Source organism: Xanthobacter sp. 126 (genome assembly GCF_000526175.1).
In the GTDB taxonomy this organism is placed as follows: Bacteria; Pseudomonadota; Alphaproteobacteria; order Rhizobiales; family Xanthobacteraceae; genus Xanthobacter; species Xanthobacter aminoxidans.
In genome coordinates this window covers 3,499,870-3,512,708 of record NZ_JAFO01000001.1, presented here as the reverse complement: position 1 = coordinate 3,512,708, position 12,839 = coordinate 3,499,870, and the positions used below count along the sequence as shown (strand labels likewise).

Here is a 12,839-nt window from a genome sequence, read left to right as displayed (position 1 = left end):
CCGGCTCGGCGTGATCTGGATTAATGCGCGCGCAGGCTGCACGTGGAAAGCTGCCGTCTCCAGTTCAGGAGGTCGCCATGGGCCGTGCCATGAAGGAGCTTCCGCTCGCGGAGGTCTACAAGCTGATCGAACCGGGGCCGGTGGTCCTGCTCACGACGGCGGCGCGGGGGCGGGCCAACGTCATGGCCATGTCCTGGCACATGATGGTGGAGTTCACCCCGCCGCTCATCGCCTGCATCGTCTCCTCCGCCGATTTCAGCTTCAGTGCGCTGCGCACGACGAAGGAATGCGTCATCGCCGTTCCCGCCGTGGCGCTGGCGGAGAAGGTGGCGGCCGTGGGCAACTGTTCCGGCGAAGAGGTGGACAAGTTCTCCACTGTCGGGCTCACGCCCGTTCCGGCAGCGCTGGTTCAGGCGCCACTGGTGGCGGAGTGCTTCGCCAACCTTGAATGCCGCGTTGTGGAGACGCGCCTCGTCAACCGCTTCAATCTGTTCGTGCTGGAAGTACTGAAGGCGTGGCGCGACCCGGCGCAGAAGGCGCCGCGCACCATTCATCACCGAGGCTACGGCACCTTCACGGTCGATGGCGAGGAACTGAAGATCGCTTCGCGCATGCCGTGAGCGGCCTACTTGGCCAGTTCCTTCAGGCCGAGGCGGATCAGCGTTTCGGTCTTGGCGTCCTCACCGGCCGAGCGCAAGGCGGCGGCAATAGCGGCGTTGGCCTGGGGTGCGCCATAGCCGAGATTGACGAGGGCGGACATCGCATCCGCTGCCGCGCCACCGGCGACCGGGGCCGCCGCAGGGGCGCCGCCGATGTCGGCGAGGGAAACCGAGCCTGCGCCGAAGCCCGGCATCTTGTCCTTCAGCTCGGTCACGATGCGGGTGGCTACCCGTGGGCCGACGCCCGGGGCGCGCGCCACCGTCGTCTTGTCGCCCAGCGCGATGGCCTGCGTCAGCTCCGAGGCGGTGAGGGTCGAGAGCACCGCCAGCGCCGTCTTGGTGCCGATGCCCTGCACGCCCTGCAGCAGGCGGAACCAGTCCCGCTCCGCCGCCGAGGCGAAGCCGAACAGGCGGATCGCGTCCTCCCGCACATGGGTCTCGATGAACAGCGCCGTCGCCTCGCCCGCCCGGGGCAGGGCGGAGAGGGTGCGGCCGGAGCAATGGACGAGATAGCCCACGCCATGCACGTCGATGATGGCGTGGTCCTCGTTAAGTTCGTCCACCACGCCCTTGAGCTTCCCGATCATGTGCGACCCTTCAGCCCGTGGCTGCGGTGAAAAAGACGAAGGTGGCAAGGGCGCCGAGGCCGGTGCGGACCATGTGCAGTTGCCCCCAGTTGGCGATGAGCCGGCGCGTGTGCGGCCCGGCTTCCTCTTCCCGCGCGCCCATGAGCGCACGGTTGGTGGGCATGATGCCGACCAGCGTGAACGGCCAGTTGGCGAGCATCAGCACCGCGCCAGCCAGCCAGCGCCAGTCGTTGTCCGTGGCGAAGGCGGCGGCACCCAGCAGGGCGCCGGCCAACGCCAGCGTCGCCTGCATGGCGAAGCCGCGCCGATAGGCCGGCTTCCACTGGGCGAGCGCCGCGCCGTCCGGCAGCATCAGCCGCGCCGGCTGCTCCACCGCATTGATATAGAAGGCGGCGCCGGTGAAGACGGCCGCCGTGACGAGCGCCAGCTGTCCATAGATCATGGCGAGCATCCCCCGGTGTCGGCAGGGAGTTTACAGCGCCGCGCGCGCACGCGCAGCCGCGCCACGATGATGCGCATGGGTAATGGCGATGGCGAGGGCATCGGAGGCGTCGTCGGTCTCGGGCGTCGCCTTCGGCAGGAGGATGCCGATCATCATGCGGACCTGCGCTTTTTCCGCCCGCCCGGCGCCCACCACGCTCTTTTTCACCAGCAGCGGCGCATATTCGGCAACGGGCAGCCCCATCTGCGCCGGGGCGAGCATGACGACGCCGCGGGCCTGGCCGAGCTTCAGGGTCGATGACGGGTTCATGTTCACGAAGGTCTCCTCCACCGCCGCCTCGGCCGGGGCGAAGCGCAGGAGGACGTCCACCAGGCCCCGGTGCAGGAAGGCCAGCCGCTCGGCCATCTCGCCCGCCTCGGGGGGGAGGATGGTGCCGCAGGCGACGAAGGAGAGCCGCGAGCCAAGCACGTCGATGACGCCCCAGCCCGTGCGGCGCAGGCCGGGATCGAGGCCGAGGATGCGAATCGCGTTCAGGTCCATGCGGCCAAGGTGCGCCAGCGGGCGAACCGGGGAAAGGGGATGCCGGGTGACCGGCACCCCATCCCTCAGCGCGTGGTGCCGGCGGAGCTTGCGACCCGCGTGGCAGCCTTGGCCGGGGCGGCGCCGGCCACCACATCGGGGGCCTGCTCCTGCCATTCCGGCTTGATGGTCACCGTATTGGCGGCGGCCACCGGCGTCGCGGGAACGAAGGCGGTGGAGGCCTGCTGGGCCTTGGCCAGCACGGCGGGATCCGCGTCGCGGCTCAGGATGTCGCGCTTGCGGGCGCTGTCGTCGTCGCCCTGACGGGCGGCGAGATCGAGCCACTTCCAGGCTTCCGCCGCGTCGGCGCTCACGCCGAGGCCGCGGGCATAGATGACGCCGAGATTGTACTGGCTGTCGCGATGGCCCAGATCGGCGGCGGTGCGGAACCACTTGAGCGCGCCGGCCCAGTCGGGCTTGCCGTTGAGGTCGGGCAGGGTACCTTCGGACAGAAGCATGGCGAGGGCGTGCATGGCGCGCACGTTCCCCTGCTCGGCGGCCCAGGTGTAGAATCGCCGCGCCTCGCCCATGTCCTTGCCGGCCGACTCATAGAGTGCGCCCAGCCTGAGCGCGGCCGGGGCGGACCCGCGCTGCACCGCATAGCCGAGCCATTTGGTGGCGGCATCGAGATCGACGTCCGTGCCGCGACCTTCCGCATAGCGGCCGGCCACGAGGAACGCAGCGGCGGGATCGCCGTCGCGGGCGGCGGTCTGCAAGGCGGACGGGCCGATGGCCGGCGGCAGTTCTGTCGGAGCCACCCCGGCGATGGCAGGTGCGGCGAGCCGGCGCAGGGCTTCGGTCAGCCCGGTGACGATCTCCGGCCCGTTGCGCACGGCCATGCCCACGCTGAGGCCGGTAAAGACAGTGGTCGCCCCCGCGATCAGGGCCACCATGGCAATGTGACGGCGCCGCGCGAACAGGCCGGCGAACACACCCGGCGCGTGCGGACGGCGTTCGCGGGCCTTCTCCGCCTTGCGGGCGCGCTTTTCGAGGCGCGGACGCTCCTCCTCCGCTTCCTTTGCGTGCGCGGGGGGCGTGCCCCAGTCGACGCGGCGGTTCGGGCGGGGCCACGGCACATCGGTCGCGGCGGCGCGGAGGGCGCTTTCGAGGGCGTCGGCCTCGGTGGCGTCACCCGCGGCGCGGCGCTGCGGCTGGGGCGCGGCATCCTCGGCGCGGATCTCGGGAGCGGGCTGGAATTCCGGCTCCTGGTAGGAGCCGTGGGGTTGGGGCGTCTCCTCGTAGGAAGGCTCCTGATAATACCCAGCCTCCTGGTACGCGGCCTCCTGGTACGCAGCCTCCTCATAGGCAGCTTCATGGGCCGCGTCTTGTGTCGGCGTCCGTCCCGCGGCGGACCGGGGGGCGTAGGTGCCGTCTCCCTCCTGGGCGAGGGCAACGGAAATGCTGTCCAGCTGCTGCTCCAGCTCGGCGGCCATAAGCTCGCCGGCCCGGCGCTCCATCTCGTCCTGACGGGCTTCGAGGGCGGCCAGGCCGCGCTTCAAGCCGAGCACGGCGGCGCCGTCGGGATTGTCGGACACCTTGGCCGCCACGGCCGCGGCGGCCTCGTTGGCGACCGAGCGGGTATCCTCGCGGACGTTGCGGACCTCCTCGCTCAGGCGCCGCAAGCCCGTCTCGATCTCGTCGAGGCGGCCGAGCCGGTCGTGAGTCTGGCGCAGCTGGTCCGACAGGCCGGACAGGTGCCGCTCCATCGCATCGACGACGGAGCTGCCCGACCGGCCGCTTTCCTCCGCCGCGGCAAGGCGCGCCGCGATGGCTCCGAGCCGCTGCGAGATTTCAAGGCCGAGCGCGGGCGAGACGCTCGCCGCCTGATCGGCGATCTGCCCGGACATGTGATCGAGCCGGGCATGAACACCGTTGACCGATTCGAGGAGCGAGGCGCGCAGGCGCTCGGTTGCCTCCGCATCGCCGGCGCGGCCGCGGGCTTCCAGATCCGCGAAGCGCCGCAGCAGGGCATCGGCATTGCGCTCGAAATCGCCGGCCGCGTCGGTCAGGCGCTGTGCTGCCTGCTCTCCGGCCAAGGCAACGCTCTCGGCGCAGGCTCCGAGCCGCTGGGCCAGCTTCGCCATGGCGTCCTGTCCCTGCGGACCGGTGACGAGGCGCTGCACAAGATCGCGCATTTCGCCCATCTGGCTCTGGAGCCGGGCGACCTCCACCGGGTCCACGGCGCGGGCGCCCAGAAGATCGATCTTGCGGCCGAGGGCATCGATGCCTGATTCGACCACCTTGAAGCGCTCGGCAAAGCGCTCGTTGCACCCCACCTCGCCAAGGCTGCTACGAATGGAGGCGAGTTCGTCGAGGATGGCCTGGTCCGACCCCTCACGGGTCGCGCCAGCCTCGCGCAAATCGTCGACGCGGCGAGACAGAAGCGTGATCGCGCGGTCCATCTCGGTGACGGCCCGCTTGGGGGCGGCCGTCGCCAGACGTTCGCGCAGAATGCCGATTTCCCCCCGGAGAGCTTCGATTGCCGAAGCCGGAAGATCGAAGACGTCCCATGCGGGGACGTCCGGCTGTTCGGCCTGCGCATAGGGATCGAAGCCGTGATGGCTCTCGAAGCCCTTGCGTGTCCGGGCCGTGCGCTCAAAACGCTCCATTCCGGCCTCCCGCGGGGCGAACGGATGACCTTGAGGTGTCAAAGTACCATGCCCCGATTCGGTGATGTCTTCAGCACAGAATTTCGGATCAAGGTAAATCGCCGGTTAATCATCTCCGCTGCGGCGCGGCGGTGGAAATCGCGGGGAAAGGCAGCCACGCGAGGTCGTCCAGCTTGTCGTGGACAGGAGCGCCTGTCGCTGGAGCAGGCTGCGCAGGGCTCCACCTCGGTCAGGTAGCACGCCCTAACGTCCCCCAAACGTCTGCCGCACCCTCCGCAGCGGCAACCTCGCGAAGCGTGACCTTCGCCTTTATCGCATTTGGTGTGGCCGCATAAGTGTATGATTTAATTGAGTTGTAACTGTTACTTTCCCCTACGGTATCCCTCAGAACCTCCCCAGTCCGTCATCCCGACGGTAGGCATAGTGGCGCAGCGGCACCTCCGGTCCGGTCTGGTTCATTCCAGCCAGCCCGAGACAGCCGGTTCCGCTCCTGGGGAAGCGCACGCTGCGTGCGTGGGGGGCGCTGCAACCACGACAGGTCGTCACAGGCCATCCGTCCGTGCCGCGGACAGGATCGCGATAAGGGGAATAGAGGCATGGACGCCAACACGTTCGAGAAGACTTTCGACCACGGACTGGGATCCGTCGTTCCTTCGCAGGCTCATGTGGCTGCTGAGGCCTACCGCGAGGGCGTGGTCTTCACCATCGGCGACCTTTCCCGCGAGTTCGGGATCACCCTGCGCGCCCTGCGCTTCTATGAGGACAAGGGCCTCATCTCGCCCCGCCGCGACGGCATGACCCGGCTCTATTCCGAATCCGATCGCAAGCGTCTGGCGGTCATCCTGAAGGGCAAGCACCTCGGCTTCACCCTGGCGGAGATCCGGGCGCTGGTGGCGGCCCATGAGGGTGGTGAGAGCGAGCTGTCCCTGTCGCGCGATCGCTGCCTGTCGCAGATCGCCCAGCTCGAGCGTCAGCGCGGCGAGATCGACACCGCCATCGCCGAGCTGAAGTCCATGGCCACGGCGTTCGCCGCCTGAGGCCTGAGGAGAGGCGGCTGTGCCGCCTCTCAGGGTACCCGAATGCGAGCGGCCCGGCCTTGCCGGGCGCTCATTTTCCTAAAAACTGGCGCCGGATCAGGCGCTGAGCTTCGCCAGCAGGGCGTCGGACAGCTCGAAATTGGCGGTGACGGTCTGCACGTCGTCATTGTCCTCGAGGGTCTCGACGAGGCGCATCAGCTTCTCGCCGGTCTCATCGTCCACCGCCACGGTGTTCTGCGGCCGCCAGACGAGGGCCGCCTTGTTCGGCTCCCCGAACTTCTGCTCCAGCGCCCGCTGCACTTCCGCCAGGCTCTCGGCGGCGCAGATCACTTCATGACCGTCCTCGCTGGAGGTCACGTCGTCCGCCCCGGCCTCGATGGCTGCTTCCATCATGGTGTCGGCATCCGCCTTGCCGGGGGCATACTCGATGCGCCCCACCCGGTCGAACATGAACGACACCGCGCCGGTCTCGGCGAGGTTGCCGCCCGACTTGGTGAAATAGGAGCGCACTTCCGAGGCGGTGCGGTTGCGGTTGTCGGTCAGGGCCTCGACGATCACGGCGACGCCACCCGGGCCGTAGCCCTCATAGCGGATTTCGTCGTAATTCTCGGTGTCTGCCCCGGCCGCCTTCTTGATGGCGCGGTCGATATTGTCCTTGGGCATGTTCTCGGCGCGGGCCGCGAGGATGGCGGCGCGCAGGCGCGCGTTCATGTTGGGATCCGGCAGGCCCATCTTGGCCGAGACCGTGATTTCGCGCGCCAGCTTGGAGAACAGCTTGGAACGCATCGCGTCCTGCCGCCCCTTGCGGTGCATGATGTTCTTGAATTGTGAATGCCCGGCCATGGCCACCGTCCCGTTGTGCGGACCCGCCCCGCGCGCCGCGCAAGCGGCGCCGCCCGGACCGATCCTGTTGACTGGAGCCGGCCTTATAGGCGGGCCGACGGGAAAAGGGCAAGGAAGCGGGTGCAGCATGGCGCTGCCGGGCTTTTCCTGCCGCTAGGGCAGGGGGCGTCAGTCCCAGAAGGTCGGACGGGACGGCTCAAGCCCGGCGCCGAGGCGCACGGCCGCGACCTTCACCGCAAGGCCGGTCCGGTCGTCCGTCTCAACGGCGACGCCCGACAGCGCAGCAGGGCCGGACGCCGGCTCGAACCGGCCGGAGGCAAGCTTGCGGGTGAAACGCCGCAGCGGCTCTTCCTTGTCCATGCCGATCACGCCGTCATAGGCACCGCACATGCCCGCGTCGGTCATGTAGGCGGTGCCACCGGAGAGAATGCGGTAGTCGGCGGTGGGGACATGGGTGTGGGTGCCCACCACGAGGGAGGCGCGGCCGTCACAGAAATGGCCGATGGCCTGCTTCTCGCTGGTGGTCTCGGCGTGAACGTCCACCACGATGGCATCCACCATCTCGCCCAGCGTGGCGCCATCCAGCGCGCGGTCGAGGCCGGCGAAGGGATCGTCGAGCGGGTCCATGAAGATGCGGCCCATGACATTCAGCACCAGCACCCGCGCGCCGTTGCGCGCTTCGACCAGAGCCGCGCCGCGGCCGGGCGTGCCCGGCGGGTAATTCAGCGGCCGGATCAGAGCGGGGGCGCGCTCGATGAAGACGAGTGCTTCGCGCTGGTCAAAGGAGTGGTTGCCGAGGGTGATGGCGTCGGCGCCGGCGGCGCGCAGCTCGTCATAGATCGCCTCGGTGATGCCGAAGCCGCCGGCGGCATTCTCGCCATTCACCACAACGAGGTCGAGGGACCATTGGGCGACGAGGCCCGGCAGGTGCGACACGACGCATTCGCGGCCCGAGCGGCCGACGACGTCGCCAAGAAACAGAATGCGCATGAACTTTTCCGGCAGGCACGATCGAGGGGCAGCGGACGGGCGTCAGGGCCGCGCCGTCACGCAGAAAGATTCCCTTTCCGTTATCATCATGTCCACCGGCTCGTCATGGGGTTCGGCGGGAACCTCTTCGACCTCCTGGCACGCAAATGCATACCCCAGAGCCCGGACAGGGCGCCGCGCACGCAGGAGTGCAAGGGTACGATCATAGAAGCCGGCGCCGTAGCCGATCCGGAAGCCGCGCCGGTCAAAGGCGGCGAGGGGCACCATCAGCACGTCCGGAACCACCTCCTCGGCATCGGCGGGCGGCTCGGGGATGCGGAAGGCTCCTGCGGGGATCAGCGCGTCTTCGGCGCGCCACAGTCGGAACAGCAGCGGTCGGTCGCGCCCGAGGATGACAGGCAAGGCGAGCCGTGCGCGCCGGGCGCGCAGCTCGGCCGCAAGCGGGGCGGTGTCGATCTCATCGCGGAAGGCACAGAAGAGCGAGACGGTCAGGCCCGAGATGTCGCCCAGAGCGGCGGAGGCCTGCCGAGCCGCGGCTTCGGATGCAGCGGCGCGGGCCTGAGGCCCCAGGGCCGCGCGCCGTCCGAGGGCCAGGAGGCGCAGGCGCTTCTTCTCGGCGGCCAGACTTTCGCCGGCCGCATCTTCACAGGCCATGTCGTTTGAAGCGTGTCGATGAAGGGAAGACGTGCGGAGCCACAAAAGCCGTCGGAGGTCGATCCCGGGAAACCTACAACGTAGGTGGGCGCCATATGTCCAAGCCCGGAGGCAAGGTCAGGGACAGCTCCCTTAAGGATCGATAAGGCCCCGGGGAAATGTCTCCTAACGAGCCCCGCAGCCCCGCACTGCCAATGTAGGGACGAAAAGGACGCGGCGCCAGTCCCTTCGGCCTGAAGCTTCAGCCCATCCCCACCGTTCCGCGCTCCTTCGGGGCGAGTTCCGCCACGAGGCGCTCGATGCGCTCGGCCACGGCGTCGATGGTGCGGGCGACCTCCTCCTCGCTGGCCTCGATGCGGGCCATGGCGGAGGCGCGGGCGTCACGCTGGCTCTCGATGTCGCTTTCCAGCGCCCGGATGCGACCGCGGGCCGAGGCCAATTCGTCCGCGATGGTGATGGCGGCCATGACGACGAGGCGCTGGTCGCCGATCTCGCCGAACGCGCCGCGCAATTGCGTGATGCGGTCGTCGATGTCCCGGGCGAGGCGGATGAGGTGCTCTTCCTGCCCCTCGTCGCAGGCCATCCTGTATTGCCGGCCTGCGATGGTGACGGAGACGTGCGGCATAGCCTCAGCCGCCGTGGGTCGCGAGCACGTCGCGAATGGTGCTCATGGCCACGTCGAGGCGGCGGATGATCTCGCGCCCCGCCTCTTCCACCTCGCCAGCCTCCGCCTGGGCCACGTCCAGCTCGGCGGCGAGCCGGGCGCGGTCATTGCCGAGGGCGTGGAGTTGGGCCAGCAAAGCCTCCTGATGGCGATCGGCGTCGCGCCGGCGATCGATGGCGTCAGTCAGCGCGTCGAGCGCGGCGTGGAGGCGCCGGGTCGCCGCCTCGATGGGGGCGTCCTGCAGCGGCGGGCGTTGCTTCAGCGCATACATGACGAGACTTTAGCCGAGTCGGACGGGCGGCGGAACGCCGCTCTTTCCAGTCTGTCAACATGAATGCGGCGCCCTGAGGAGGCAACCCGCAACCGAGGCGCGAGGCGGCCCGTGCGGCGCACGCGCGCTCATCCCTTATGTTGCGTCGCCGCGACGATGCAGCGCGGGTGGCTCCACGCCCGTCGCCTTGACGCGAGGAGATCAGGCAGGTTTGACAGCGCAGTGAGCCTTGGTACAAGGCGGCTCAAAGGCCGGCCCCGGGTCCGGGTGGTCGTGCCAGCATTGCCGACGGACCCGGGCCGCCGGGCCCGTGAAACCCTGACTGCCTCTAGCCGGCCGGCTGCCATGAGCGCCGGCACCGGAGATACGGGAACATGTCCAGCCGCACCAGCGACAGCGTCACGAGTCACGATCGTCTGGCCAATGCCATCCGGTTCCTCGCGATCGATGCCGTCGAGGCCGCCAACAGCGGCCATCCGGGCCTGCCCATGGGCGCGGCGGACATCGCCACCGTGCTGTTCACGAAGGTGCTGAAGTACGATCCCTCGCGTCCGTTCTGGCCGGATCGCGACCGCTTCGTGCTCTCCGCCGGCCACGGCTCCATGCTGCTCTATTCGGTGCTGCACCTCGCCGGCTACGAGAAGGTGACGATCGACGAGATCAAGCGCTTCCGGCAGCTCGGTTCGCTGACGCCCGGCCACCCCGAGAATTTCGTCACCGAAGGCATCGAGACCACCACCGGCCCGCTGGGGCAGGGCATCGCCACCGCCGTGGGCATGGCCATGGCCGAGCGCCTGCTCGCCGCCCGCTTCGGTTCGGATGTGGTGGACCACTACACCTACGTCCTCGCCTCCGACGGCGACCTGATGGAGGGCATCAGCCAGGAGGCGGCGGACCTCGCCGGCCACCTGAAGCTGTCCAAGCTCATCGTCATGTGGGACGACAACAAGATCTCCATCGACGGCCCCACCTCCATTTCCGGCTCCACCAACCAGCTCGCGCGCTTCGCCGCCTCCGGCTGGGCGACGGCAGCCGTGGACGGGCATGATCCCGAGGCCATCCTCGCCGCGCTTGAGGCTGCCAAGGCCTCCGACCGTCCGACCCTGATCGCCTGCAGCACCACCATCGGCTTCGGCTCTCCCAAGAAGGCCGGCTCCGAGAAGGTCCACGGCTCGCCGCTGGGCGCTGAGGAGATCGTCGCCACCCGCGCTGCCCTCGGCTGGGAAGCGCCGGCCTTCGTGGTGCCCGAGGATGCGCTCAACGGTTGGCGTGCCGCCGGTGCCGCAGGCCGTGCCGCCCGCGAGGCGTGGGAAGCCCGTTTCGCCGCCCGCCCGGCCGAGGAGCGTGCGGAATTCGAGCGCCGGGTCGCCGGCACGCTGCCCGCGGCGCTGGAAGGCGCCATCGTCGCCGTCAAGGAAAAGGCGGTGAAGGATGGTGGCGCGGTCGCCACCCGCAAGTCGTCCGAGATGGTGCTGGACTTCATCACCCCGGCGGTGCCCGAGATGGTGGGCGGCTCGGCCGACCTCACCGGCTCGAACAACACCAAGGCCAAGGGCGCGAAGTCCGTGACGCCGGACGACTTCTCCGGCTCCTTCATCCATTACGGCGTGCGCGAGCACGGCATGGCCGCTGCCATGAACGGCATGGCGCTGCACAAGGGGCTCATCCCATTCTCCGGCGGCTTCATGGTGTTCTCGGACTATTGCCGCCCGGCCATCCGCCTCGCGGCCCTCATGGGCGAGCGGGTGATCCACGTGCTCACCCACGATTCCATCGGCCTCGGCGAGGATGGCCCCACCCACCAGCCGGTGGAACACCTCGCGGCGCTGCGCGCCATTCCCAACCTCCTCGTGATGCGCCCCTGCGACACGGTGGAGACGGCGGAATGCTGGCAGATTGCGCTACAGTCCACCGACAGGCCCTCGGCGCTCATCCTGTCGCGCCAGAACCTGCCGCTCCTGCGCACCGACGCCACGGCCGTGAACCGGTCGGCGGAAGGTGCCTACGAAATCCTCGCTGCGTCCGGGCCGGCGCAGGCGAGCCTGTTCGCCACCGGCTCGGAAGTGTCCTTGGCGGTTGAAGCCGCCAAGCTGTTGGAGGCGCAGGGTGTTCCCACCCGCGTCGTCTCCATCCCCTCGTTCGAACTGTTCCTCGAAAGGCCCGCCGCAGAGCGGGCAAAGGTGATCGGGGACGCTCCGGCCAAGGTTGCGGTGGAAGCCGCGATCCGCATGGGGTGGGACGCCATCGTCGGTTCGAACGCCGCCTTCGTGGGAATGACATCGTTCGGCGCCAGCGCGCCCGCAAAGGAGCTTTACGCCCATTTCGGCATTACTGCCCAGCAGGTCGCGGCGCGCGCGCTCGATCAGCTCCGGCAGGCCTGAGGTTCGGCGCACGGCGGGCGCGAGAGGACCGCGCCGCGGGTGAACCGCGGGCGCGCAACGCAATTCAGGGAGGCCGGGCTTCAAGCCGGCTCAGGAGGACCCAATATGAGCGTCAAGGTGGCCATCAACGGTTTCGGTCGCATCGGTCGCAATGTGCTGCGCGCCATCATCGAATCGGGCCGCACCGACATCGAGGTGGTGGCGATCAACGACCTCGGCCCGGTGGAGACGAACGCCCACCTCTTCCGCTTCGACAGCGTGCATGGCCGCTTCCCCGGCGAGGTCAAGGTCGCCGGAGATACCATCGACGTGGGCCGCGGCCCCATCAAGGTCACCGCAGTGCGCAACCCCGCCGAGCTGCCCCACAAGGAGCTGGGCGTGGACATCGCGCTGGAATGCACCGGCATCTTCACCTCGCGTGACAAGGCTGCGGCGCACCTCGCCGCCGGTGCCAAGCGCGTGCTGGTTTCGGCCCCGGCCGATGGCGCGGACCTCACCGTGGTCTACGGCGTGAACCACGAGAAGCTCACGAACGAGCACCTCGTCGTCTCCAACGCCTCCTGCACCACCAACTGCCTCGCCCCGGTGGCCAAGGTCCTCAACGATGCCGTCGGCATCGAGAAGGGCTTCATGACCACCATCCACGCCTACACTGGCGACCAGCCGACGCTGGACACCATGCACAAGGACCTCTACCGCGCCCGCGCGGCGGCCATGTCCATGATCCCCACCTCGACCGGCGCCGCCAAGGCGGTGGGCCTCGTGCTCCCTGAGCTGGCCGGCAAGCTGGACGGCACCTCCATCCGCGTGCCGACCCCGAACGTCTCGGTGATCGACCTGAAGTTCGTCGCCAAGCGCGCGACCAGCAAGGAAGAGATCAACGAGGCGATCATCGCGGCTGCCTCGCAGCAGCTGAAGGGCATCCTCGGCTTCACCGACCAGCCCAATGTCTCCATCGACTTCAACCACAATCCCAACTCCTCCACCTTCCACCTCGACCAGACCAAGGTCATGGAAGGCACGCTGGTGCGGGTGCTGTCGTGGTACGATAACGAGTGGGGCTTCTCGAACCGCATGAGCGACACGGCCGTCGCCATGGGCAAGCTGGGCTGACCGGGAAAAG

The 12,839-nt window shown here is 68.8% G+C and carries 13 protein-coding genes and 1 other RNA gene; 4 read left to right on the top strand and 10 right to left on the bottom strand.

What is annotated here, in order from left to right:
* The first annotated feature begins 89 nt into the window (after positions 1-89).
* Positions 90-620, top strand: a complete 531-nt coding sequence (locus tag XAN126_RS0116755; RefSeq protein WP_024279743.1) for a flavin reductase family protein — start codon at positions 90-92, stop codon at positions 618-620.
* A gap of 5 nt (positions 621-625) precedes the next feature.
* Here the strand turns inward: XAN126_RS0116755 and ruvA are convergent, their stop codons facing one another.
* The 4 genes from ruvA to XAN126_RS0116735 all read right to left on the bottom strand — a co-directional run bounded on the left by ruvA (position 626) and on the right by XAN126_RS0116735 (position 4,876).
* Positions 626-1,246, bottom strand: a complete 621-nt coding sequence (ruvA, locus tag XAN126_RS0116750; protein WP_024279742.1) for a Holliday junction branch migration protein RuvA — start codon at positions 1,244-1,246, stop codon at positions 626-628.
* A gap of 10 nt (positions 1,247-1,256) precedes the next feature.
* Positions 1,257-1,688 carry a DUF1772 domain-containing protein gene (locus XAN126_RS0116745; protein ID WP_081762672.1) on the bottom strand — a complete coding sequence of 144 codons (432 nt, stop codon included), beginning with the start codon at positions 1,686-1,688 and terminating at the stop codon, positions 1,257-1,259.
* Between the two features lie 30 nt (positions 1,689-1,718).
* A complete protein-coding gene (gene ruvC / locus XAN126_RS0116740) occupies positions 1,719-2,228 on the bottom strand; it encodes a crossover junction endodeoxyribonuclease RuvC (RefSeq protein WP_024279740.1) in 510 nt (169 codons plus the stop codon).
* A gap of 65 nt (positions 2,229-2,293) precedes the next feature.
* A complete protein-coding gene (locus XAN126_RS0116735) occupies positions 2,294-4,876 on the bottom strand; it encodes a tetratricopeptide repeat protein (RefSeq protein WP_024279739.1) in 2,583 nt (860 codons plus the stop codon).
* Positions 4,877-5,472: 596 nt separating this feature from the next.
* Between XAN126_RS0116735 and XAN126_RS0116730 the strand changes: the two genes are divergently transcribed.
* Entirely contained in the window at positions 5,473-5,913 is a 441-nt protein-coding gene (locus tag XAN126_RS0116730) for a MerR family DNA-binding transcriptional regulator (protein WP_024279738.1), read from the top strand.
* Positions 5,914-6,009: 96 nt separating this feature from the next.
* On the opposite strand, the gene XAN126_RS0116725 is transcribed toward XAN126_RS0116730, so the two are convergent.
* The 6 genes from XAN126_RS0116725 to XAN126_RS0116705 all read right to left on the bottom strand — a co-directional run bounded on the left by XAN126_RS0116725 (position 6,010) and on the right by XAN126_RS0116705 (position 9,335).
* On the bottom strand, positions 6,010-6,756 hold the full coding sequence (locus XAN126_RS0116725; protein ID WP_024279737.1) for a YebC/PmpR family DNA-binding transcriptional regulator: 747 nt from the start codon (positions 6,754-6,756) through the stop codon (positions 6,010-6,012).
* Positions 6,757-6,924: 168 nt separating this feature from the next.
* On the bottom strand, positions 6,925-7,746 hold the full coding sequence (locus XAN126_RS0116720; RefSeq protein WP_024279736.1) for a TIGR00282 family metallophosphoesterase: 822 nt from the start codon (positions 7,744-7,746) through the stop codon (positions 6,925-6,927).
* 42 nt (positions 7,747-7,788) lie between these two features.
* Positions 7,789-8,400, bottom strand: a complete 612-nt coding sequence (locus XAN126_RS0116715; protein WP_024279735.1) for a 5-formyltetrahydrofolate cyclo-ligase — start codon at positions 8,398-8,400, stop codon at positions 7,789-7,791.
* 32 nt (positions 8,401-8,432) lie between these two features.
* Positions 8,433-8,587: non-coding RNA, 6S RNA (ssrS, locus tag XAN126_RS27870), on the bottom strand.
* A 54-nt stretch (positions 8,588-8,641) separates the two neighbouring features.
* The gene (locus tag XAN126_RS0116710; protein WP_024279734.1) at positions 8,642-9,025 is read right to left on the bottom strand and encodes a cell division protein ZapA; all 384 of its coding nucleotides are present in this window, start codon (positions 9,023-9,025) and stop codon (positions 8,642-8,644) included.
* A 4-nt stretch (positions 9,026-9,029) separates the two neighbouring features.
* Positions 9,030-9,335 carry a DUF4164 domain-containing protein gene (locus tag XAN126_RS0116705; RefSeq protein ID WP_051460620.1) on the bottom strand — a complete coding sequence of 102 codons (306 nt, stop codon included), beginning with the start codon at positions 9,333-9,335 and terminating at the stop codon, positions 9,030-9,032.
* 374 nt (positions 9,336-9,709) lie between these two features.
* On the opposite strand from XAN126_RS0116705, the gene tkt reads away from it, so the two are divergent.
* Both tkt and gap read left to right on the top strand, forming a co-directional pair.
* Positions 9,710-11,716: a transketolase gene (tkt, locus tag XAN126_RS0116700; protein WP_024279733.1), complete on the top strand. Its 2,007-nt coding sequence runs from the start codon at positions 9,710-9,712 to the stop codon at positions 11,714-11,716.
* Between the two features lie 105 nt (positions 11,717-11,821).
* On the top strand, positions 11,822-12,829 hold the full coding sequence (gap, locus tag XAN126_RS0116695; RefSeq protein ID WP_024279732.1) for a type I glyceraldehyde-3-phosphate dehydrogenase: 1,008 nt from the start codon (positions 11,822-11,824) through the stop codon (positions 12,827-12,829).
* The last annotated feature ends 10 nt before the right edge of the window (positions 12,830-12,839 follow it).

Bases quoted from the DNA above. Each gene is read 5' to 3' on its own strand.
- XAN126_RS0116755 (WP_024279743.1), top strand. From the start codon at position 90: ATGAAGGAGCTTCCGCTCGCGGAGGTCTACAAGCTGATCGAACCGGGG.
- ruvA (WP_024279742.1), bottom strand. From the start codon at position 1,246: ATGATCGGGAAGCTCAAGGGCGTGGTGGACGAACTTAACGAGGACCAC.
- XAN126_RS0116745 (WP_081762672.1), bottom strand. From the start codon at position 1,688: ATGATCTATGGACAGCTGGCGCTCGTCACGGCGGCCGTCTTCACCGGC.
- ruvC (WP_024279740.1), bottom strand. From the start codon at position 2,228: ATGGACCTGAACGCGATTCGCATCCTCGGCCTCGATCCCGGCCTGCGC.
- XAN126_RS0116735 (WP_024279739.1), bottom strand. From the start codon at position 4,876: ATGGAGCGTTTTGAGCGCACGGCCCGGACACGCAAGGGCTTCGAGAGC.
- XAN126_RS0116730 (WP_024279738.1), top strand. From the start codon at position 5,473: ATGGACGCCAACACGTTCGAGAAGACTTTCGACCACGGACTGGGATCC.
- XAN126_RS0116725 (WP_024279737.1), bottom strand. From the start codon at position 6,756: ATGGCCGGGCATTCACAATTCAAGAACATCATGCACCGCAAGGGGCGG.
- XAN126_RS0116720 (WP_024279736.1), bottom strand. From the start codon at position 7,746: ATGCGCATTCTGTTTCTTGGCGACGTCGTCGGCCGCTCGGGCCGCGAA.
- XAN126_RS0116715 (WP_024279735.1), bottom strand. From the start codon at position 8,400: ATGGCCTGTGAAGATGCGGCCGGCGAAAGTCTGGCCGCCGAGAAGAAG.
- XAN126_RS0116710 (WP_024279734.1), bottom strand. From the start codon at position 9,025: ATGCCGCACGTCTCCGTCACCATCGCAGGCCGGCAATACAGGATGGCC.
- XAN126_RS0116705 (WP_051460620.1), bottom strand. From the start codon at position 9,335: ATGTATGCGCTGAAGCAACGCCCGCCGCTGCAGGACGCCCCCATCGAG.
- tkt (WP_024279733.1), top strand. From the start codon at position 9,710: ATGTCCAGCCGCACCAGCGACAGCGTCACGAGTCACGATCGTCTGGCC.
- gap (WP_024279732.1), top strand. From the start codon at position 11,822: ATGAGCGTCAAGGTGGCCATCAACGGTTTCGGTCGCATCGGTCGCAAT.